At 70.3% G+C, this 21,155-nt stretch carries 20 protein-coding genes; 11 read left to right on the forward strand and 9 right to left on the reverse strand.

Annotated elements, in window-relative coordinates; genetic code table 11:
* Positions 1-65 precede the first annotated feature (65 nt).
* On the reverse strand, positions 66-2,333 hold the full coding sequence (locus tag OG373_RS15295; protein ID WP_405438851.1) for a transglycosylase domain-containing protein: 2,268 nt from the start codon (positions 2,331-2,333) through the stop codon (positions 66-68).
* Positions 2,334-2,565: 232 nt separating this feature from the next.
* Here OG373_RS15295 and OG373_RS15300 point away from each other — a divergent pair, with 232 nt between their 5' ends.
* The 5 genes from OG373_RS15300 to OG373_RS15320 all read left to right on the forward strand — a co-directional run bounded on the left by OG373_RS15300 (position 2,566) and on the right by OG373_RS15320 (position 7,399).
* The gene (locus tag OG373_RS15300; RefSeq protein WP_405438853.1) at positions 2,566-3,474 is read left to right on the forward strand and encodes an SPFH domain-containing protein; all 909 of its coding nucleotides are present in this window, start codon (positions 2,566-2,568) and stop codon (positions 3,472-3,474) included.
* On the forward strand, positions 3,420-3,704 hold the full coding sequence (locus OG373_RS15305) for a hypothetical protein (protein WP_397729309.1): 285 nt from the start codon (positions 3,420-3,422) through the stop codon (positions 3,702-3,704). The genes OG373_RS15300 and OG373_RS15305 overlap by 55 nt, the downstream gene beginning before the upstream one ends.
* A 115-nt stretch (positions 3,705-3,819) precedes the next feature.
* Positions 3,820-4,344 carry a PadR family transcriptional regulator gene (locus OG373_RS15310; RefSeq protein WP_397729310.1) on the forward strand — a complete coding sequence of 175 codons (525 nt, stop codon included), beginning with the start codon at positions 3,820-3,822 and terminating at the stop codon, positions 4,342-4,344.
* On the forward strand, positions 4,341-5,030 hold the full coding sequence (locus OG373_RS15315) for an ABC transporter ATP-binding protein (protein ID WP_405438855.1): 690 nt from the start codon (positions 4,341-4,343) through the stop codon (positions 5,028-5,030). The genes OG373_RS15310 and OG373_RS15315 overlap by 4 nt, the downstream gene beginning before the upstream one ends.
* Positions 5,027-7,399: an FtsX-like permease family protein gene (locus OG373_RS15320; RefSeq protein WP_405438857.1), complete on the forward strand. Its 2,373-nt coding sequence runs from the start codon at positions 5,027-5,029 to the stop codon at positions 7,397-7,399. The genes OG373_RS15315 and OG373_RS15320 overlap by 4 nt, the downstream gene beginning before the upstream one ends.
* Before the next feature lie 64 nt (positions 7,400-7,463).
* On the opposite strand, the gene OG373_RS15325 is transcribed toward OG373_RS15320, so the two are convergent.
* Positions 7,464-8,411, reverse strand: coding sequence for a hydrogen peroxide-inducible genes activator (locus tag OG373_RS15325; protein ID WP_189972135.1), 948 nt, complete (start codon positions 8,409-8,411; stop codon positions 7,464-7,466).
* Between the two features lie 135 nt (positions 8,412-8,546).
* On the opposite strand from OG373_RS15325, the gene OG373_RS15330 reads away from it, so the two are divergent.
* Both OG373_RS15330 and OG373_RS15335 read left to right on the forward strand, forming a co-directional pair.
* Entirely contained in the window at positions 8,547-9,101 is a 555-nt protein-coding gene (locus OG373_RS15330) for a peroxiredoxin (RefSeq protein ID WP_030385790.1), read from the forward strand.
* 3 nt (positions 9,102-9,104) lie between these two features.
* Positions 9,105-9,641, forward strand: coding sequence for an alkyl hydroperoxide reductase (locus tag OG373_RS15335; RefSeq protein WP_030712103.1), 537 nt, complete (start codon positions 9,105-9,107; stop codon positions 9,639-9,641).
* 60 nt (positions 9,642-9,701) lie between these two features.
* Here OG373_RS15335 and OG373_RS15340 read toward each other — a convergent pair whose 3' ends face one another.
* The 6 genes from OG373_RS15340 to OG373_RS15365 form a co-directional block, all read right to left on the reverse strand.
* Positions 9,702-10,421, reverse strand: coding sequence for a hypothetical protein (locus tag OG373_RS15340; protein ID WP_405438859.1), 720 nt, complete (start codon positions 10,419-10,421; stop codon positions 9,702-9,704).
* Between the two features lie 9 nt (positions 10,422-10,430).
* Positions 10,431-11,174, reverse strand: coding sequence for a hypothetical protein (locus OG373_RS15345; RefSeq protein ID WP_405438861.1), 744 nt, complete (start codon positions 11,172-11,174; stop codon positions 10,431-10,433).
* Positions 11,175-11,244: 70 nt separating this feature from the next.
* Entirely contained in the window at positions 11,245-12,687 is a 1,443-nt protein-coding gene (locus OG373_RS15350; protein ID WP_405438863.1) for an AI-2E family transporter, read from the reverse strand.
* A gap of 136 nt (positions 12,688-12,823) precedes the next feature.
* A complete protein-coding gene (locus tag OG373_RS15355) occupies positions 12,824-13,525 on the reverse strand; it encodes a transglycosylase SLT domain-containing protein (protein WP_397729316.1) in 702 nt (233 codons plus the stop codon).
* A 434-nt stretch (positions 13,526-13,959) separates the two neighbouring features.
* Complete coding sequence (locus OG373_RS15360) at positions 13,960-15,276, reverse strand: PhoH family protein (protein WP_397729317.1); 1,317 nt, start codon at positions 15,274-15,276, stop codon at positions 13,960-13,962.
* 322 nt (positions 15,277-15,598) lie between these two features.
* A complete protein-coding gene (locus OG373_RS15365) occupies positions 15,599-16,360 on the reverse strand; it encodes an isoprenyl transferase (RefSeq protein WP_405438865.1) in 762 nt (253 codons plus the stop codon).
* A 126-nt stretch (positions 16,361-16,486) separates the two neighbouring features.
* On the opposite strand from OG373_RS15365, the gene mgrA reads away from it, so the two are divergent.
* The gene (mgrA, locus tag OG373_RS15370) at positions 16,487-17,524 is read left to right on the forward strand and encodes an L-glyceraldehyde 3-phosphate reductase (RefSeq protein WP_405438866.1); all 1,038 of its coding nucleotides are present in this window, start codon (positions 16,487-16,489) and stop codon (positions 17,522-17,524) included.
* Positions 17,525-17,666: 142 nt separating this feature from the next.
* Here the strand turns inward: mgrA and OG373_RS15375 are convergent, their stop codons facing one another.
* On the reverse strand, positions 17,667-18,407 hold the full coding sequence (locus OG373_RS15375; RefSeq protein WP_405444061.1) for a prepilin peptidase: 741 nt from the start codon (positions 18,405-18,407) through the stop codon (positions 17,667-17,669).
* 38 nt (positions 18,408-18,445) lie between these two features.
* Here OG373_RS15375 and OG373_RS15380 point away from each other — a divergent pair, with 38 nt between their 5' ends.
* From OG373_RS15380 to OG373_RS15390, 3 genes are all read left to right on the forward strand, one after another.
* Positions 18,446-18,820 carry a DUF192 domain-containing protein gene (locus OG373_RS15380; protein WP_405438867.1) on the forward strand — a complete coding sequence of 125 codons (375 nt, stop codon included), beginning with the start codon at positions 18,446-18,448 and terminating at the stop codon, positions 18,818-18,820.
* A gap of 59 nt (positions 18,821-18,879) precedes the next feature.
* The gene (locus OG373_RS15385) at positions 18,880-19,497 is read left to right on the forward strand and encodes an SMI1/KNR4 family protein (protein ID WP_405438869.1); all 618 of its coding nucleotides are present in this window, start codon (positions 18,880-18,882) and stop codon (positions 19,495-19,497) included.
* A gap of 269 nt (positions 19,498-19,766) precedes the next feature.
* A complete protein-coding gene (locus tag OG373_RS15390; RefSeq protein ID WP_405438871.1) occupies positions 19,767-21,053 on the forward strand; it encodes an extracellular solute-binding protein in 1,287 nt (428 codons plus the stop codon).
* Positions 21,054-21,155: the final 102 nt, after the last annotated feature.

Raw genomic sequence — 21,155 nt, forward strand, 5'->3', positions numbered from 1 at the left:
CGGCACAAGGACAGCCGCCCCGCAGCCTTCGAGGAAGGCTGCGGGGCGGCTGTCTGTCCGTGTCCCTAGTGCTCGGGGATCAGCGGCGGGTCCGGCGGCTTGGGACCGCCGCTCTTGGTCGCCGTGGGCGACGGGGACGTCGACGGGGACGGCGTCGTACCCGACTTGGTGGCGCTGGGCGACGGGGACGTCGACGGGGACGGCGACGGGCTGCTGCTGGCGGCCGGCGCGCTGGAGGACGGGCTCGGCGACGGCGTCGGCGAGGCGCTGCGGGACGGCGTCTGGACGGCGCCCATGTCCGCCTCGCTCAGCTGGAACTTGCCCGTGTCCGCGCCCTTGAGGGCGGCGAGGGTGTACGCCTTCCAGATCGAGGCGGGGAAGCTGGAGCCGCCGAGGCGGCCGAGGCCGGCCGTGCCGGTCAGGGTGACCTGCTTGGCGGTGCCGGGCTCCTCACCGAAGATCGCGACGACGGTGACCAGCTCCGGGGTGTAGCCGGAGAACCAGCCGGAGACGTTGGACTCGGTGGTACCGGTCTTGCCCGCGGCCTCGTAGGCGCTGCTGCGGACCTTGTTGCCGGAGCCGCCGTCGTCGTTGACGACGCCCGTGAGCACCTTGGTGACGGTGTCGGCGGTCCTGCGGCTGATGGCCTGGGCACCGATGGGCTGGGCCGGCTCGACCACGCGGTCCTTGTGCTCGGCCTTCTTGATGATGGTCGGCGTGACCTTCTTGCCGTGGTTGTCGAGGGTGGCGTAGACGGCCGCCATCTCCACGGTGTTGGCGCTCATGGTGCCGAGCGACATGGCCGGCTTGTCCTCGGGCCAGCCGTCGCGGTCCTTCATGCCGAGGGCCAGGGCCGTCTTCTTCACGTTCGGCGGTTCCACGTCCACGATCATCTGCGCGTAGACGGAGTTCACCGAGAAGTTGGTGGCTTCCTGGACCGTCATCATCGGAGTGCCGTAGCTGTGGTCCTCCTGGTTCTGCGGGGCGAACGGGATGTCGCTGCCGACGACCGCGCGCTTGCTGGTGCCGTCGTAGAGCGCGTTCGGCGTGATCGGCTTGCCGTCCTGGGTCTTCGACCCGTTCTCCAGGGCGGAGGCCAGCACGACCGGCTTGAAGGTCGAGCCCGGCTGGTAGTCCTTGCGCAGGGCGTTGCTCGACCAGTGGTCCTTCAGGCTCGTACCGCCGTACATCGCGACGATGTGGCCGGTCTTCGGGTCCACGGAGGTGGCGCCTGCCTGCACGCGCTGGTCGATGGGGCGCTTTTCGACGTTCGTGCGCTCCAGCTTGGACTCCAGCTCCTCCTGGACGGCCGTCTCCAGCGCGGCCTGCTTCTTCGGGTCGATGTTCAGCGTGAACGTCCAGCCGCCTGCGTCGATCAGCTTCCGCTCGACGCCCTGGGAGTTGAGCTCGGCCTCGGCGGCCTGGACCAGGTAGCCCTTCTGGCCGTCCATGCCCATCGGCGGCTGCGGCGGCTGCGGCTCCGGGAACTTCAGCGTCTGGCGCTTGGCCTCGTCCAGCTTCTTCATGTCGACCATGTTCACGAGGGTCGCGTCGTAGCGGATCTTGATCCGCTTCTTCGTCTCGTCGCTGGCGGTCGACCAGTCGTACTGGCTGGGCGCCTGTACGAGGGTGGCGAGGTAGGCGCCCTGTTCCAGCGTCAGCTGCCCGGCGTCGACGCCGTAGTAGGCCTGGGCCGCGGCCTGGATGCCGTAGGCGCCGCGCCCGAAGTAGCTCGTGTTGAGGTAACCCGCCAGGATCTCGGGCTTCTTCATGCGCTGGTCGACCTTGAGGGAGATCACCAGCTCCTTGAGCTTGCGGGTCGCCGTCTGATCCTGGGTCAGGTAGTAGTTCTTGACGTACTGCTGGGTGATCGTGGAGCCGCCGGCCTTGCCCCGGCCGGTGGCCGTGTTCCACAGACCGCGGGCCAGACCCTTGAAGTCCACGCCCTGGTCCTTGCGGAACGACTTGTTCTCGATCGCGATGAACGCCTCCTGGACGTCCATCGGGATCTTGTCGATCGGCAGGATCTCGCGGTTGACCTTGCCCTTGCTGGCCATGATCGTGCCGTCTGCGTACTTGTAGACGTTGCTCTGCTGGAGAGCCTGCTTGTTGGGGTCCGGCTCTTCCACGTAGAAGTACAGGGCGACCAGCGCGCCCATGCCGAGCAGGGCCAGCCCGAAGAACGTGCCCAAGACCTTCTTCCAGGTGAAGAAGCGGCGTATGCCGGTGCGTTTGCCGGTACTTCCGCTTCCCTCGGCGCCCTGCGCGCGTCCGCTCGGCGCACGCCGCGCACCGCGCCGCTGCTGCGCCTTACGCACTTCTGCTCGGCCCATCGTTCCCGCTCCGCTCGATTGCCCCCCCGACGTCAGCTCAGAAAGCTAACACCGCAGGCTGTGTCAAAAGTTGGCCAACCGTGACTAATTCCGGTCATTTCGGACGTGAGAATCAGCACCCACATCACTGGAACCGACGCTCACCTAAGCCGAAGGGTTGCCGAAGCGCAAAAAAGTGATATCACTTTGCTAGACGGTCCGACCGGCCGTGTGCTGAGAAACGGGGCAAACCATGACGAACGAAAACGCCAACCCAAGCGGAGTAAGGGAGTTCACCGCGCACAGCGTCGGCGGCGGCCTGGCGCTGCTGCTCGGTCTGGTGGGTCTGCTGGCGGGCGCGGGCGTGATCGCGGCCGGCTCGGTGGTCACGGCCACCCTGGCCAAGGCGCTCCTGATCGCGGCCGGCGTACTGCTGAGCCTCGCCTCCGTGATCGCGATGTGCGGGCTGAACACGGTGGCGCCGGGCGAGGCCCGCGTCGTCCAGCTGTTCGGCCGCTACCGGGGCACCATCCGCGCCGACGGCCTGCGCTGGGTCAACCCGCTGACCTCCCGCGAGAAGATCTCCACCCGGGTGCGCAACCACGAGACGGCCGTCCTGAAGGTCAACGACGCCTACGGCAACCCGATAGAGCTGGCGGCGGTCGTGGTGTGGCGGGTCGAGGACACCGCGCGCGCCTCCTTCGAGGTCGAGGACTTCACCGAGTTCGTCGAGACCCAGACCGAGGCGGCCGTCCGGCACATCGCCATCGAGTACCCCTACGACGCCCACGAGGAGGGCGGCCTGTCGCTGCGCGGCAACGCCGAGGAGATCACCGAGAAGCTGGCGGTCGAACTGCACGCCCGCGTCGACGCGGCCGGAGTCCACATCATCGAGTCCCGCTTCACGCACCTCGCGTACGCTCCGGAGATCGCCTCCGCGATGCTCCAGCGCCAGCAGGCGGGCGCGGTCGTGGCGGCCCGCAAGCAGATCGTGGAGGGCGCGGTGGGCATGGTCGAGCTGGCACTGACCCGACTGGCGGAGCAGGACATCGTGGACCTGGACCCGGAGCGCAAGGCGGCCATGGTCTCGAACCTGATGGTCGTCCTGTGCGGCGACCGCGCCGCCCAGCCGGTGGTCAACACGGGGACCCTCTACCAGTGACCCCCGGCGGCGAGGAGAAACCGGCGGGCCGGCAGGCGCGCAAGCAGGTACTGCTGCGGCTCGACCCGCAGGTGTACGACGCACTGGCCCGCTGGGCGGGCGAGGAACTGCGCAGCGCCAACGCGCAGATCGAGTTCCTGCTCCGCCGGGCCCTCGCCGAGGCCGGCCGCCTCCCCTCGGCCCCCGGCCCCATCCCGCGCCGGGGACGGCCCCCCAAGCCCACGGAGTGACCCGTACGCCCCGGTGGGGCCGGAGAACCCGGCGCCACCGGGGCGTACGCATGCCCGGACGGCACGACTCGCTCTCTATACACTCCGCGTATACACACGGTGTAGAGTCGCAGCCATGTCCATCGGTCACACGCTCCTGGGCCTCCTAGAGGCCGGCCCGCGCCATGGTTACGACCTCAAGCGGACCTTCGACGAAAAGTTCGGCCACGACCGGCCCCTCGCCTACGGGCAGGTCTACTCGACCATGTCCCGGCTCCTGAAGAACGGCCTCGTCGAGGTCGACGCCGTGGAAAGCGGCGGCGGCCCCGAGCGCAAGCGGTACGCCATCACCGACGCCGGGATCACCGACGTCGAGGCCTGGCTCGCCCAGCCCGAGAAGCCGGAGCCCTACCTCCACTCGACCCTCTACACCAAGGTCGTCCTCGCCCTGCTCACCGGCCGCCGCGCCGACGAGCTGCTGGACACCCAGCGCGCCGAGCACCTGCGCCTCATGCGCATCCTCACCCAGCGCAAGCGCAAGGGCGACATCGCCGACCAGCTCGTCTGCGACCACGCCCTCTTCCACCTGGAGGCGGACCTGCGGTGGCTGGAGCTCACCGCGGCCCGCCTCGACCAGCTCGCGCGGGAGGTCCGCCGATGATGCCCCCGGCCGGTTCCCTCCTCGCCGCGACGGACCTGCGCAAGGCATTCGCAACCACCAAGGCCCTCGACGGAGCCGAGTTCTCCATCCACCCCGGCGAGATCGTCGCCGTCATGGGCCCGTCCGGCTCCGGCAAGTCGACGCTGCTGCACTGCCTCGCGGGCATCGTCCCTCCCGACTCCGGCTCCATCACCTACGCCGGCCGCGAGCTCACCTCCCTCGGCGATGCCGAGCGCAGCGCGCTGCGCCGCACCGATTTCGGCTTCGTCTTCCAGTTCGGCCAGCTCGTACCGGAGTTGACCTGCGTGGAGAACGTCGCCCTCCCGCTGCGCCTGACCGGCGTCAAGCGCAAGGAGGCCGAACGCACCGCCCTGCACCGGATGGAGCAGCTCCAGGTGGAGGACCTCGCGGCCAAGCGGCCCGGCGAAATATCCGGCGGCCAGGGGCAGCGCGTGGCCGTTGCCCGCGCCCTGGTCACCGGCCCCCGGGTGATCTTCGCCGACGAGCCCACCGGGGCCCTCGACTCGCTCAACGGCGAACTCGTCATGCAGCTGCTCACGGAGGCCGCCCGGTCCGCGAACACCGCCGTCGTGCTCGTCACGCACGAGACGCGCGTGGCCGCCTACTCCGACCGGGAGATCGTCGTACGCGACGGCAAATCCCGCGACATGGAGCGGATCGTATGAGCCGGCTCCAGGTCTGGGCCCGCGATCTCGGCATGGGCACCCACTTCGCCTTCGGCGGCGGCCGCCAGGGATGGATCCGCACCCTGCTCACCGGTGTCGGTGTCGGTCTCGGCGTCGCCCTGCTGCTGATCAGCACCGCGATCCCCGGCGCCCTCGCCCAGCGGTACGAGCGCGGCGACGCACGGTCGACGTTGAACTCCGAGCGGGCAGATGCCCCCGGGCCCGACACCCTGCTGATCGCCCGCATCGGCCAGACGTACCGGAACAAGGACATCGACGGGAACATGATCCGGGCCGAGGGCCCGGACGCCCCGCTGCCGCCCGGTCTGAAGCGGATCCCCGGCCCGGGCGAGATGGCCCTCTCCCCCGCGCTCGACGCGTTGCTGAAGTCCTCCGACGGCGCCCTGCTGCGCGAGCGGCTCGACGCGCGGGTCAGTGAGATCGTCGGCGCCCCGGGGCTGGTCGGCCCCGGCGAACTGCTCTTCTACCTGGGCAGCGACACCCTCCGGAAGAACGGCCCCGAGGACTTCCGCGTCCAGCGCGTCACCGGCTTCGGCCACGACGCGGACCGCGAGGGCCTCGACCCCGTGCTCATGCTGATGGTGGTCCTGACGTTCGTCGCCCTGCTGATGCCCGTCGCCGTGTTCATCGCCACCGCCGTCCGCTTCGGCGGGGAGCGGCGCGACCGGCGGCTCGCCGCCCTGCGGCTGGTCGGCGCCGACAGCAGGACGGTGCGCCGGATCGCGGCCGGCGAGGCACTGGCCGGCTCTCTGATCGGACTGGTGCTGGGCACCGGATTCTTCGCCGTCGGCCGCTCCCTGGTCGGCAGCTTCAGCCTCCAGCAGCGCAGCGTCTTCCCCGCCGACCTGGACCCGGCGCCCTGGCTCGCCGTCCTCGTCGCCCTCGCGGTGCCCGCGGCGGCCGTGGCCGTGACCCTGTTCGCGCTGCGCGGTGTGGTCATCGAGCCGCTGGGCGTCGTCCGTACGGCCAAGCCCTCCCGGCGCCGCATCTGGTGGCGGCTGCTGCTCCCGCTGGTCGGACTCGGCCTGCTCCTGCCCATGGGCGGCCGCGGCAACAACCACGGCAGGTTCAACCAGTGGCAGGTCGCCGGAGGCGTGGTGCTGCTGCTGGTCGGGATCACCGTGCTGATCCCCTGGCTGCTGGAACGATTCGTCGCGAACATGTCCGGCGGCCCGGTCTCCTGGCAGCTGGCCGTGCGCCGGCTCCAGGTCAACAGCGGCGCCGCCGCCCGCCTCGTCAACGGCATCGCCGTGGCCGTCGCGGGCGCCATCGCCCTCCAGATGCTCTTCGCGGGCGTCGAGGGCGACTACACCAAGTCGACCGGCCAGGACCCCGGCAGGGCCGCCGTCGCGGTCATGGTGAACCGCGAATCGCAGACGCCCATGGACGACCTCGCGCAGCGGATCTCCGCCGTCCCGGGCGTCACCCGCGCCGTCCCGCTGACCTCCGCGCAGGCCGCCCACCAGGTGCCCGCCGACGAGGAGACGGTCCAGGTGACCATCGGCACCTGCGACGCGCTCGGCGAGGTCGCGACACTCGGCTCCTGCAAGGAGGGCGACGCCTTCGTCGTGACCGGCTCCCCCTCCCGGGACGACGTCTACGGGGCCACGGCGAAGCCCGGCGACGAGCTGTTCGTCGGCAACGTCAGGGGATACGGGTACGGATCCGCGTCGGCGTCCGGGACGACCGACCGGCCCGGTACGGCGAAGTGGAAGGTCCCGGCGGACGCCCGCACGGTCGCCAGCCGGGAGGACCCCACCGGGCAGCTGCGCAGCGGCCTGCTCGTGACCCCGTCGGCGGCGCCCAAGGAGATCGGCAGTTTCCCGGACGCGCGGATCTTCGTCCAGGTCGACGAGTCCGGTCCGGACGCCCTGGACCGGGCGCGCAACGCCGTCTTCAAGGCGGACCCGTTCGTCACGGCGATGACGCTGCGGAACACCAGGGAAGCCGCCGGCTACTCCTCGATCCGCACGGGGCTGTTCTTCGGCGCCACCGCCGTACTGGTCCTCATCGGTGGAAGCCTCCTCGTCTCCCAGCTGGAGCAGTTGCGCGAGCGCAAGCGGCTGCTCTCCGCCCTGGTCGCCTTCGGCACCAAGCGCTCCACGCTGAGCCTGTCGGTGCTGTGGCAGACGGCCGTGCCGATCGTGCTGGGCCTGCTGCTGGCGGCCGGGGCGGGCGTGGGGCTGGGCGCCGTCCTGATGAGCATGGCCGCCCAGCCGCTGCGGATCGACTGGGCGTCGGTGCTCGGGATGACGGCGGCCGGGGCGGGCGTGGTGGTCGTGGTGACCCTGCTCAGCCTGCCTCCGCTGCTGCGGCTGATGCGCCCGGACGGCCTGCGTACGGAGTGACGCGCGCGGCGTGACCCCGGACCCCGGACCCCGTACGCCCGTTCCTTGTGACTCCGCCGATCCCCTAGTCGGTGGGCCAGACCGGGAGCGGGCGTACGGCTTCGCGCAGTGCGGCGGCGATCGCCCCGAACTCCTCCTGCCGGGCGGTCCCGGTGCGCATGGCCAGGGCGATCCGCCGGGAGGGTGCGGGCTCGGCGAAGTAGCCGGTGGACAGGTACTCGTTGCGGGCGGTCTCCAGCCGCAGCGCGGAACGCGGCAACAGCGTCACTCCCAGTCCCCCGGCGACCAGTTGTACGAGCGTGGACAGCCCGGCGGCGGTCGTGGTGACGTCCGCGCCGGTCGTCCGTCCCGCCTCCCGGCAGATGTCGAGGGCCTGGTCGCGCAGGCAGTGCCCTTCGTCCAGCAGCAGGAGCTGCAGCCCCCGCAGTTCCTCCAGCGGGATGTCACGGCGCCCGGCCAGCGCATGCTCGCGGGGCGCGAGCAGGACGAAGTCCTCGTCGAAGACGGGCAGTTCGGTGACCCCGGGGACACCCAGCGGCACCGCCAGCAGGAGCAGGTCCAGACGCCCGCCGCCCAGCCCCTCCAGCAGGGAGGCGGTCTGCTCCTCGTGCACCTGGAGGTCCATCCGCGGGTAGCGCCGGTGGAACAGCCCGAGCACGGTCGGCAGCAGGTACGGCGCCACCGTGGGGATCACCCCGAGCCGCAGCACCCCGGTGAAGGGGGCCCGTACGGCCTCGGCCTCCTCCAGCAGCCCGCCCATGGCGTCGAGCACCACCTGGGCCCGCGCCGCGATCCGCTCGCCCGCCGGGGAGAGCAGCACCTTGCGGGTGGTGCGCTCCAGCAGCTGCACGCCGAGGGCCTCCTCCAGTGCGGAGACGGCTCCGGAGAGCGCCGGCTGGCTCATCCCGATGGCCGCGGCCGCGTCCCGGAAGTGCAGGTGCTCGGCGACCGCCGCGAAGGCGCGCAGTTGCGCGAGCGTCGGTTGCTTCGTTCCCCTACTACTGACAGCCACTGATAGGTACCTCCGATCACCCAGCACAAGACTAGCTATTTCTGTAATCAATGCAGGTGTGTCAGCATGTGAGATCAGTCCAACCCCATCGGAAAACCCCCAAAAGGGTCATTTTCCACTGCATAAGGAGAGCGCGTGCTCACTGTTGGTGACAAGTTCCCCACCTTCGACCTGACCGCCTGTGTCTCGCTCGAGGCCGGCAGCGAGTTCGCGCAGATCGACCACAAGACCTACGAGGGCAAGTGGAAGGTCATCTTCGCGTGGCCCCTGGACTTCACCTTCGTGTGCCCGACCGAGATCGCCGCCTTCGGCAAGCTGAACGAGGAGTTCGCCGACCGCGACGCGCAGATCCTCGGCTTCTCGCTCGACTCGGAGTACGTCCACCACGCCTGGCGCAAGGACCACGCCGACCTGCGTGACCTGCCCTTCCCGATGATGTCCGACATCAAGCGCGAGCTGTCGACCGAGCTGGGCATCCTGGGCGAGGACGGCCTGCCGATGCGCGCCGTCTTCATCGTGGACCCGAACAACGAGATCCAGTTCTCGATGGTGACCGCCGGTTCCGTGGGCCGTAACCCCAAGGAGGTCCTGCGGGTCCTCGACGCCCTGCAGACCGACGAGCTGTGCCCGTGCAACTGGAACAAGGGCGACAGCACCATCGACGCCGGCGCGCTGCTGGCCGGTGAGTGACGCATGTCCCTCGACTCGCTGAAGTCGGCCATACCGGACTTCGCCAAGGACCTGAAGCTGAACCTCGGTTCGGTCATCGGCAACAGCGACCTCCCGCAGCAGCAGCTGTGGGGCACCGTCCTGTCCTGCGCGATCGCCGCCCGTTCGCCGCTCGTCCTGCGTGAGCTGGAGCCGGAGGCCAAGGCGAACCTCTCGCCGGAGGCGTACACCGCCGCCAAGTCCGCCGCCGCGGTCATGGCGATGAACAACGTCTTCTACCGCACCCGGCACCTGCTCTCCGACCCGGAGTACGGCACCCTGCGCGCGGGCCTGCGGATGAACGTCATCGGCAACCCGGGCGTGGAGAAGGTCGACTTCGAGCTGTGGTCGCTCGCGGTCTCCGCGATCAACGGCTGCGGCCAGTGCCTGGACTCGCACGAGCAGGTCCTGCGCAAGGCGGGCGTCGACCGCGAGACGATCCAGGAGGCCTTCAAGATCGCCTCCGTGATCCAGGCCGTCGCCGTCACCCTCGACGCCGAGGCCGCCCTCGCCGCCGAGTAACGGCACCCCGTACGCCACGAGGGCCCCGTGACCGTTCCCGGTCGCGGGGCCCTCGTGCTGTCAGCTCCTGCGCAGCGCGGCCATCAGCGCCCGCGTGTCCTCGACCGCCGCCGCCAGCAGCGCATCGCGTCCGGGGTGCGGCAGCGGTGCCAGAGTGGGGTCGGGGTCGTCACCGCCGGTCGCCCGGTAGATCATCACATCGACGGTGAACACGGCGCCGCCGTCGCGGACCCGCAGCCGCAGGCTGTCATCGGTCACCGGGTTGGTGACCATGGCCTGCTCGCCGATGCCGGGCAAGGGCTCCCACCGACCGTCGCCACCGGCGAAGAACACCCGGTTGCCCGGAACGTCGAGTGCGAACTCGACCGCCGGATCGGTCTTCTTGTGCAGTTCGACCGTGGCCGAGGTGTGCGCGGTCCCGAGGGAGACCGCCCTGTCGTTCTCGCGGTCGCACGACGCCCACTCCAGCGCCGGATGCCGGCTGCCCGCCCGCGGTTCGGTCTTCGTGAGGCCGCCCAGCTCCCCGTCCAGCGCCGGGGCCGTGAACTGATCGCACAGGTTCTCCGTGACCCGGTAGCGGATCTCCGGCGCGGCCAGCCGGTCCCCGAAGGCGTACAGCCCGCCCGCCCACAGTGCGGAGGTGACGACCACCGCTGCCGCCACCCACTGCCACGGCCGCGCCCGGCCCCGTAAGGGCTCGCCCACCACCACGTCCTGCGGGGCCTCGGCACGGCCCGCCGCCGACCACCGCTCCCCGTCGAGCTCGGGCTCCCCGATCATGTCCGCCCCCTACTTCCTGAGTGCTGCGATCAGTTCGCGCAGGTCCTCGGCCATCGCCGCCTTGACCGCGTCGGCGTCGGTGGCGGGCCGGCCGTGCCGCTCCCCGAAGGTGAAGGCCGAGACCTCGATGCTGAACTCCGCACCGCCGTCCACCGCCTTGAGGCGCATGAACTGGTCGCCTGCGCTCCCGATCATCGCGGCCCGCTCGCCCAGGCCCGGGACCGCTTCGGTGTGCACCGCGCCGACGTTGGCCATGAGCCCGAGGGGCGGTGCGTCGAACTCGACCGAGGGGTCCGCCTTCTTGTGCAGGTCGACCCGCGCCGTCACGCTGAAGTCCTGCGCGCCCTCGATATTGGACAGGGAGCACACGGCACCGTCCACGGCCCGGTTGCTGCTCTCGTGGTTCACCGGTCGCAGCTTGTGCAGGTCCCCGGCGATCCCGCCCAGCGTCCGGGCGGCGAAGTCCTCGCACAGGTTCTTCGACGCCCGGTAGGCGATCTCCGGGTCGCCCGGCGGGCCCCCGACGGCGTACAGCCCGCCGGCCCACACCGCCGATGCCACCACGGCGCCGCCCAGCGCCCACTTCCACGGGCGCGGGCCGGGACCGCCCGCCGTCGGCTCCCGCGCGCTCCCCGACGGCGCCGACGCCTGTTCCATGGGCTCGGTCTTCCACTCCTCGCCGAGCTCCGGATCGGTGATCACGACTGTCCCCCCGGGGTTCCTGTTTCCGAGCGCCGCCATCAGAGCGCGCATGCGTTCGATCATCGCAGCCTTGATCGACGGAATGTCAGGTTCCGCGGGTTCCTCCACCGGGCCCGGGGGGCTATGGCGTGGTGACCTCGCGGTCCGGCACCCCGCCCAGGGCCGTCGACCCGTGCGGGGCCGGGCCGATCATGCCCGCCCCGAGGTGGTGCTGGTCGCGCGAGTACGCCTTCAGGTAGCCCACCACCGTGTTGGTGACGGCCACCAGCGGTACGGCGACCACCGCTCCGCCGATGCCCGCGATCATGCCGCCGGCGGCCACCGACAGCACCACCGCGAGCGGGTGCACCCGTACGGCCCGGCCCAGGATGAAGGGCTGGAGCACGTGGCCCTCGATCTGCTGCACCGCCAGCACCACCAGCAGCACCATCAGGGCGGTGAACACGCCCTGCGTCACGAGCGCCACGACCACGGCGAGGGCTCCCGAGACCACCGCGCCGACCAGCGGGATGAAGGCGAACAGGAAGATGAAGACGGCCAGCGGCACCGCCATCGGCACGTCCAGGAAGTAGATGCCGAGGCCGATGAAGATGGCGTCGATGAGCGCGACGATGACCGTGCCGCGCACGTACGCGGTCAGCGTGCGCCAGGCGCGCGGACCGGCACCGGCGACTCCGGCCCGGGCGGCGGCCGGGACCAGGCCCAGCGCCCAGGTCCAGATGCGCTTGCCGTCGTAGAGCAGGAAGAGCGTGGAGAACATGGCGAGCAGAATGCCCGTCAGCACCTCGACGAGCACCGTCACGCCCTGCAGTCCGGCGGAGGTGATCTGCTCGGTGTTGGTGCCGATGGTCTCGCTGAGGTTCTTCGCGATGTCGTTGATCTGCTTCTCGGTCACGTGGAACGGACTGTCCAGCGCCCAGAGCTTGAGCTCGTTGATGCCGTCGCGGACCCGGTCGGAGAGGTCGTCGAGGTTCTCCATGACCTGCCAGACCACGAACCAGCCGACGAGCCCGATGACCACGAAGCCGAGGATCGCCGTGACGGCCGTGGCCAGACCGCGCGGCAGGCCCAGCCGGCGCAGCCGCACCACGAAGGGCTGGAGCATGGCGGTGACGAGCATGGCGGCGGCGAAGGCCAGGACGACCAACCGGACTTCGCTGATCACCTTCATCAGCACCCACAGCATCCCGGCGAGCAGCAGCAGCCGCCAGCTGGCCTCGGCGGCGACGCGCATCCCCCAGGGGACGACGCTCGCCGGGTCGGGCCGCGTGGGCACGGCCGGTGCGGCAAGGTGGGGCGCGGGGGCCACCGGTACGGCAACGGGCGGCGCGGCAACGGCCGTCGCCGTACCGGACGCGGAGGACCCGGAGGACCCGGAAGACGCACCGGACACCGCGGCCCCGGAGGACGCCGCGCGGCCTGCGGGCGCCCGCCCCGGCCCGCCGGGGCCCGGCAGGTCGCCGCTGGTCTCGGCCTCGACCTCGGCGCGCCGCTCCGCGAGCCGCGCCTCCATCCGGTTCAGCCTGTTCCCGAGCCGGCCGAGCCAGCCTTCCCTCTTCGCCATGTCGCTTTCCTTCCCCCGCCCCGCTCTACGGGCTCACCTCGAAGACCGTACACGCGAGGAGCCCCGCACCGTAGGACGGTGCGGGGCTCCCCCGGGTTGAGCAGCGGTGCGGTGCGGTGTCGCTGCCGCGGGCCCGCTAGTACCAGCCGTTGTTCTGGTGGAAGCTCCAGGCGGCGCAGGGGCTGCCGTAGCGGTCCTCCATGTAGTTCAGACCCCACTTGATCTGCGTCGCGGGGTTGGTGCGCCAGTCCGCGCCGGCCGAGGCCATCTTCGAACCGGGCAGCGCCTGGACCAGACCGTACGCGCCCGAGGACTTGTTCACGGCCAGGTAGTTCCAGGTGGATTCCTGGTTGATGATGTTCGAGAAGCACTGGAACTGGCCGGCCGGAACCATCTGCTGGGCGATGGCCTTGACCTGCGCGACCGTGTAGGAGCTCTGGAGCGCGAAGTCGCCGGCGTCGCGGCTGGAGCGGCTGGCGGCCTGCTCCTTCTCCTCACGTTCCCGCTTCGCCTTGGCGTCGGCCTCGGCCTTCTCCTTCTCGGCCTCCGCCTTCTTGGACTTGGCGTCCTCGGCGGCCTGGAGGCGGGCGGCCTCCTCGGTGGAACGCTTGGCGTCGACATCGGCGGCGTGCGCGATGGCGTCGGCCTGCTGCGTCAGGGACGCGCTCTGGACCTGCGCCTGGTCGCCGACCGGGATGTCGGCGAGGAGAGTCGCGCCGGACGCGGTCGTCTCGAGATCGTTCGTGGGGTCGCCGGTGGCAACGCCCACGACTGCGCCGACGGTGGTGACCGCGGTGGCCGAAGCCACGGCGAACCCCCGGACCGAGATCCGGCTCACACGGTGTCCTTCCAGCAGCGTCCGCAGTGACCGCGCGGGCGCAAAAGTGCCCTCGACTCTGGCCTCCGTGGTTCTACGGTCACTGGAGGCGCGGGCCCGTGGGCAACTCCCTCGCGGGGGCTGCCGCGTGAAACTCCGGGCGGCATACGGCGATCGACTGTGGAGTTGTGGTGCTGCGCGTATCTCACGGGAGATACAGGTGTGCCGTATGCGGGGCCTGACGGAAACCAGACTCTGCCGGAACCCGACACCGCAAGGCAATTCTCTGTTGCGTGTTAAAGGTCACACCTGGCATGTCGCCGCTGATTCGAGCAAAGACCTGTGCAGCACGACGCCGCCCGGCTAGGCTCTCGGGCCTTTGCCGGGCGGCGCCAACTCACCTTCCCGCTATGAGGTTTTTGACCGATTCGACCGCCGGATGCGGCCGGATCGGGTCAGAGCGTTTCGAGCATCTCGGTGACCAGTGCGGCGATCGGCGACCGCTCGGAACGAGTCAGCGTGATGTGGGCGAAGAGCGGGTGGCCCTTCAACTTCTCGACCACGGCGACGACTCCGTCGTACCGGCCGACCCGGAGGTTGTCCCGCTGGGCGACGTCGTGGGTCAGAACGACCCGCGAATTGGCCCCGATCCGGGACAGAACGGTCAGCAGGACATTGCGCTCCAGCGACTGCGCCTCGTCCACGATCACGAACGCGTCGTGCAGCGAGCGCCCGCGGATGTGCGTGAGCGGCAGGACCTCCAGCATCCCGCGGTTCAGCACCTCCTCGATGACCTCGCGCCCGGCGACCGCCGAGAGGGTGTCGAAGACCGCCTGCGCCCAGGGGCTCATCTTCTCGGAGGCGTCCCCGGGCAGGTAGCCGAGGTCCTGACCGCCCACCGCGTACAGCGGCCGGAAGACCATCACCTTCTGGTGCTGCCGCCGCTCCAGCACCGCCTCCAGCCCCGCGCAGAGCGCCAGCGCCGACTTGCCGGTGCCGGCCCGGCCGCCCATCGAGATGATCCCGATCTCGGGGTCGAGAAGGAGGTCCAGCGCGATGCGCTGCTCGGCGCTGCGGCCGTGCAGCCCGAAGGCCTCGCGGTCACCCCGTACGAGCTTCACGTTGCCGTCCGCCGTGACCCGGCCCAGGGCCTTGCCACGCTCGGACTGCAGGACCAGTCCGGTGTGCACGGGCAGTTCCGCGGCCTCCGGCACGTAGAGGCGGTCCTCCGAATAGAGGAGGTCCACCTGCTCCCCGGACAGGGCGAGCTCGCTCATGCCCGTCCAGCCGGCGTCGGTGATCGCGAGCTCCGCGCGGTACTCCTCGGCGATCAGGCCCACGGAGGAGGCCTTGATGCGCAGTGGGAGATCCTTCGAGACCACCGTGACGTCGTAGCCCTCGGCCTGGAGGTTGCGGGCGACCGCGAGGATCCGCGAGTCGTTGTCCCCCAACCGGAAGCCGGCGGGCAGGACGCCCGGGTCGGAGTGGTTGAGCTCGACACGCAGGGTGCCACCCAGATCGCCCAGCGGGATGGGGGCGTCCAGGCGACCGTTCCGGACCCGGAAGTCGTCGAGCAGGCGCAGGGCCTGGCGCGCGAAATAGCCGAGTTCGGGATGGTGCCTCTTTGCCTCCAGCTCGGTGATCACCACGATCGGGAGCACGACCTCGTGCTCGTCGAAGCGGGTGATCGCATTGGGGTCTGCCAGCAGGACGCTGGTGTCGAGGACGTAGGTCCGCCTGTCTTGCAGGCGGCTCTTTGTGCTGGTCACCACGGAAGGACGTACCCCCTCGGAAGAGGTCGGGCCATGAAGACCGGACCGGTCATCGGCACCCATGCCAGGGCCGATTTCCGGCCCTCCCGACCGTCCGTGCGAACCGCACGTGCGTCCTGGTGCAAAGGGCCTCCCGGGCGGACGACCCCATGCCGTCCGCTGAGACTCGACACCCGTGGATCGGGCATCGACCTGAAAGGGATATTCCCCGAACAGGCCAGGCCATGCCATGGCATATGACGGACGCTCGGTGAATCCCTGGTGAAGGCTTCGAGGGGAGGGGGTGCCGGGACCGAGGGGGCAGGACGCCCCCTGCGGCGACTCAGGTGCCGTAGCGCCGGTGACGTGCCGCGTAGTCGCGCAGCGCCCGCAGGAAGTCGACCTTGCGGAAGGCGGGCCAGAAGACGTCGCAGAAGTAGTACTCGCTGTGCGCGCTCTGCCAGAGCATGAATCCGGACAGCCGCTGCTCGCCGCTGGTGCGGATGACCAGGTCGGGATCGGGCTGGCCGCGCGTGTAGAGGTGCTCGGCGATGTGGTCGATGTCGAGGATCTCGGCGAGCTCCTCGAAGGAGGTGCCCTTCCGCGCGTGCTCCAGCAGCAGCGAGCGGACCGCGTCGGCGATCTCCTGGCGGCCGCCGTAGCCGACGGCGACGTTGACCAGTATCCCGTCGATGTCGTGGGTGGCCTGCTCGGCCTCCTTGAGCACGGTCTGCGTCCGGGCGGGCAGGATGTCGAGGTTGCCGACGTGGTGGACGCGCCAGCGGCCGTCCGAGGCCAGGCCCCGCACGGTGTTCTCGATGATGTTGAGCAGCGGACGGAGCTCGACCTCGGGCCGGTCCAGGTTGTCCGTGGAGAGCATCCACAGGGTGACGACCTCGACGTCCGTCTCGGTGCACCAGCCCAGCATCTCGGAGATCTTGTCCGCTCCGGCCTGGTGGCCCTGTTCCGTCGTCCCTCCGGACGCCTTCGCCCAGCGGCGGTTTCCGTCCAGGATGACGCCGATGTGCTTGGGCGCCGCGTCATGGTCGAGGCGGCCTTCCACCCGGCGTGCATAAAGCCTGTACACCAGGTCGCGCAGCTTCACGATCTTCCAGCCCCTCCGTGCAGTGCCCCCGTGCGAAATGCGGTCCCCCCGAGTGCGCCACATTACTGCGCGGCGGGAGGGGGTACCCAACTCGGTCCGTCACAACTCCGTGATAGGGAGGACAACGTGACTGATACCAATCCCTATCGGGCAGAGCCCTCGCGCTACGACTCCATGGAGTACCGGCGCACCGGCCACAGCGGCCTCAAGCTTCCCGCGATCTCCCTCGGCCTCTGGCACAACTTCGGCGACGACAGGACGCTGGAGTCCCAGCGGTCGATCCTCCGCCGGGCCTTCGACCTCGGGATCACCCACTTCGACCTGGCGAACAACTACGGTCCGCCGCCCGGCTCGGCCGAGCTGAACTTCGGCAAGATCTTTGCGCAGGACTTCGCGTCCCACCGCGACGAGCTGATCCTTTCGACCAAGGCCGGCTACCTGATGCACGCCGGGCCGTACGGCGAGTGGGGCAGCCGCAAGTACCTGCTCAGCTCGCTCGACGCCTCTCTGAAGCGGATGGGCGTGGACTACGTCGACATCTTCTACTCGCACCGCTTCGACCCGGAGACCCCGCTGGAGGAGACCATGGGCGCCCTCGCGTCCGCGGTCCAGCAGGGCAAGGCGCTCTACGTGGGCGTCTCCTCCTACACCGCGGACCAGACGGCCGAGGCCGTGCGGATCCTGCGCGGGATGGGCGTGCGCCCGCTCATCCACCAGCCCTCGTACTCCATGATCAACCGCTGGACGGAGGAGGACGGCCTGCTGGACGCCCTGGAGGACGCCGGCATGGGGTGCATCTCCTTCGCCCCGCTGGCGCAGGGCATGCTGACGGGCAAGTACCTGAAGGGCATCCCGGCCGACTCGCGGGCAGCGCAGGGCAAGTCCCTGAACCCGGACCTGCTCTCGGACGAGGTGCTCCGCCGGCTGACCGGCCTGAACGAGATCGCGTCCCGCCGCGGGCAGTCCCTCGCCCAGCTGGCGCTCAAGTGGGTGCTCCGCGACGACCGGATGACCTCGGCCCTGATCGGTGCGTCGAGCGTGCCGCAGCTGGAGGAGAACGTGGCCGCGCTGGCTTCCGCACCGCTCACCGAGGGCGAGTTGAAGGAGATCGACTCCCTCGCCGTCTCCACCCCCGGCACCAACATCTGGGCCCAGCGCGGCTGACCTGCGCTTTTGCCGCGCCGTGCGGCGCGGGAGCGGAAAAACAAAAAACGGGCCGGTCCGTGGGGGGGATACGGACCGGCCCGAGGGGGGGGTTCCACCATAACCCTTCGTAAAGCATGCTGCGTGCATTGGCGCACCACGATTACGCTCCGAAACCGCCCAGCAGCACTCCGGTGAGTGCTCCGGCGGCCATGAAGGGGCCGAACGCGTAGCCCTGATGACGCCGTTCGGAGCCGCGCAGCACCAGGAAGAGCCCGTAGAGGGCCCCGTAGAGGAGGCCGAGGAAGGCTCCCGCGGACCATACCCCCCACCCGTACCACCCAAGAGCGACCCCCAGCGAGAGCGCCAGCTTGACGTCCCCGAAGCCCATGCCGGCCGGGTTGATCAGATGGAGCAGCAGGTACGCGGCCCCGAGCGCGCCGCCGCCCAGCAGCGCGAGCCGCCAGGACCCCGCGGAGGCCGGCGCGAGGGCGGCCGCCCCCAGCAGCGCGGCGACCGCCGCGGCGAGCGGCAGGGTCAGTACGTCGGGCAACCGGTGCACGGCCCGGTCGACGAGGGCGAGCAGCACGAACAGCGGGGCGAGGCCGGCATAGGCCACCAGCTCCGGGCGCGCCCCGACGGCGGCCGCGAGCAGGGCGCAGACCCCCGCGGTGAGCACGGCCAGGGGTACGGCCGGCCGGCCGTACCCGTGCGGGGGCCCGGGCGGCTCCGCGCCCGGCAGGCAGCGGGCCGGGCCGGGCCAGCCCGCCAGCCGGTGGCCCTGCGGGCAGCTGCCCCGCCAGGGGTCGCCCGGCGGGACGGAGAGCCGGTACGCGGGACGCGGCAGCAGGAGCCCGGCGGCCGCGCCGTACCCGGCGGCGAGAACGATCACGAGCGCACCCATCATCCGGCGACGGTAGGACACCCCCTAAGGTGGCCGCCATGGCGCACTGGCAGGACGGCCGCGCGGTACTGCGGGTCGGCGCGGACCCCACGCAGATCCCGGTCGAGATCGCGGCCTCGTACGCGGCACGGACCCGCGGGCTGCTCGGGCGGGACGGGATCGACGGCGCGATGCTGCTGACCCCCGCGGCGAGCGTGCACACCTTCCGGATGCGGTTCGCGATCGACGTGGCGTACCTCGACCGCGACTTCCGCGTGCTCGCGGTGGTCACGATGGAGCCGGGCCGCCTCGGCCTCCCCCGGCTCCGCGCCCGGCACGTCCTGGAGGCGGCGGCGGGCGCGACGGCCGGGTGGGGCCTGCGGGTCGGAAGCACCGTCGAGGTGGATGTACCGGGGCGTCTCACGCGCGGCTAGGCGGTGCACCGCACTGGCAGTAGGTTGGGGCGGTTGAGCTGGGGCATCAGGGGAGCGGCATGACGGAGAACGCGCGCATCAAGGCGCTGGAGCAGATCATGCCGGCGACGCACGGCGCCGACGAGGACATCGACTGGCCGGCCGTGGAGGCCACCTGGGGGACCCGTTTCCCGGCCGATTTCATCGCGTTCATGGGCCGCTTCGGCGCGGGCTCCATCAACGGCGAGGCCAGCATCCTGCTCCCGCTGCCCAAGCCCGGACTCCAGTGGGACCCGGCCGGGATGGCCGAGGAGACCGACAACGCCCGGCAGACCTGGGAGGCGGAGGGCGGCCGGTCCGCCTTCGACGTGGACCCCGAGTCGATCATCGCCTGGGGCGTCACCGGCGGGTCGGACATCCTGTGCTGGCTCACCTCCGACCCCGATCCGGACCGGTGGCCGGTCCTGGTCTGCGGCCGGCACACCGCCGACTCCTTCGCGGTGTACCCGTACGGCATGGCCGAATTCCTCTACCGGCTCTGCTCCGACGAGTTCGACGTGAGCCCCGTCAGCATCACCTTCTGGGACGGCGGCCACCTCAGCTTCGTGCACTGGCGCAAGGCCCAGCGACGCTGGCAGGAGGGCCGCAATCCGGAGACGGGCGAGCCCGACCCGTACGCCGGCGAGTTCGCCGACTAGAGCGCGCCCCCGAAAAACCCTGAAGCCCGTTCCGAGACCGGAACGGGCTTTTCGGCATGTCTACGCGCGTCCGCTTTGCGGATCACATATCGGAAAACACCATTCGGAAAAGACGCACTTGGAGCATTGACCACAAGTACGCCCCCAATGCAATCAACCGCCCCTCCCTCGGGAGAGAATTCCGGCCAACGGGCCATCGAGGGACACCTCAACCCGGAGCAACTCATAAGTAATAACGGGATCCAAAAGAAAATCAGGGGAATACACCCGTGCGACGAAGAATTTTCGGCACGACCGCCACCACGGCCGTGCTCGGTCTGCTGATACCTCTGGCCGGATGTGGTGGCCCCGGAGACAGTGCAGGTGACGCCGGTACGCTGCATCTGGTCGCCGCCGAATACGGCGACGGCCCGGCCACGAGTTCCAAGCCCTACTGGGACAAGATGGCGGCCGATTTCACCGAGCAGAACCCCGGGCTGAAGGTCGAGGTCGAGCTCCTGCCGTGGGCGGACATCGACCGCGAGGTCTCCCGCCGGGTCAAGGCCGGCAAGGCTCCGGACATGGCACTCATGGGGTCCTACTCGGACTTCGCGGCCCAGGGAAAGCTCTATCCCGCGGACGAACTCCTCTCGGTCACCGCCGAGGCGAATTTCCTCCAGCCGCTCGCCGACGCGGGCTCCGTCGGCAGCACCCTCTACGGCCTGCCCTTCGTGGCGAGCAGCCGCCTCCTCTTCTACAACGAGGCGCTCTTCGCCAAGGCCGGCATCAAGGAGGCCCCCAAGACCTGGTCCGAGCTCAAGGCCGACGCCAAGGCACTCAGGGACAAGGGTGTGAAGTACCCGTACGCCCTGCCGCTCGGCCCCGAGGAGGCGCACGCCGAGGCGCTGATCTGGGAGCTGAGCAACGGCGGCGGGTACGCCGACAGCAGCGGGAACTACAGCCTGGCCTCCGACCAGAACATCGACACCTGGAGCTGGGTCAAGGAACACATGGTCGCCACCGGGCTGACGGGTCCGACCCCGCCGTCCCGGCTGAACCGCGCCGAGGCCTTCGCCGCCTTCCTGCGCGGCGAGGTCGGCATGCTCAACGGCTACCCGTCGCTGGCCCACGAGGCCCGCTCCAAGGGCATCGGAGTCGCGACCGTCTCCATGCCCGTCTCGGACAACCTCGGCACCGGGGAGGTCCCGCCCACCGTCGGTGTGGCCGACTGGATGATGGCCTTCAAGCAGAACGGCAAGCGCGCGGAGATCGGCAAGTTCCTGGACTTCGTCTACCAGGACAAGAACCTGTCGGACTTCGCCGACCGTTACCACCTGCTGCCGTCCACCGTCACCGCCTCGCGCACTCCGGCCGGGGGCGGCCTGGACAAGAACGACACCCAGTTCCTGAACGCGCTGCGCGGAGCCCAGCTCTATCCGGTCAACGACCCGTCCTGGCTGACCGTCAGCGACACCATCAAGCGCAACATCGGGCGCGCCGTCGAACCGAGCGGTGACCCGAAGGCCGTCCTGGAGGACATCGCCTCGCAGGCCTCCCAGGCCTCCAAGAAGCACTGAGAAGTCCCACGACACGGGACCTTCGACCCGTGCCGCACACCACCCCGTGCGGCATCATGGCCACTACGGCACTTGATCCAAGGCCGCGGCCCAGTCGCCCGA

The organism is Streptomyces avidinii (assembly GCF_045161815.1).
In the GTDB taxonomy this organism is placed as follows: Bacteria; Actinomycetota; Actinomycetes; order Streptomycetales; family Streptomycetaceae; genus Streptomyces; species Streptomyces avidinii.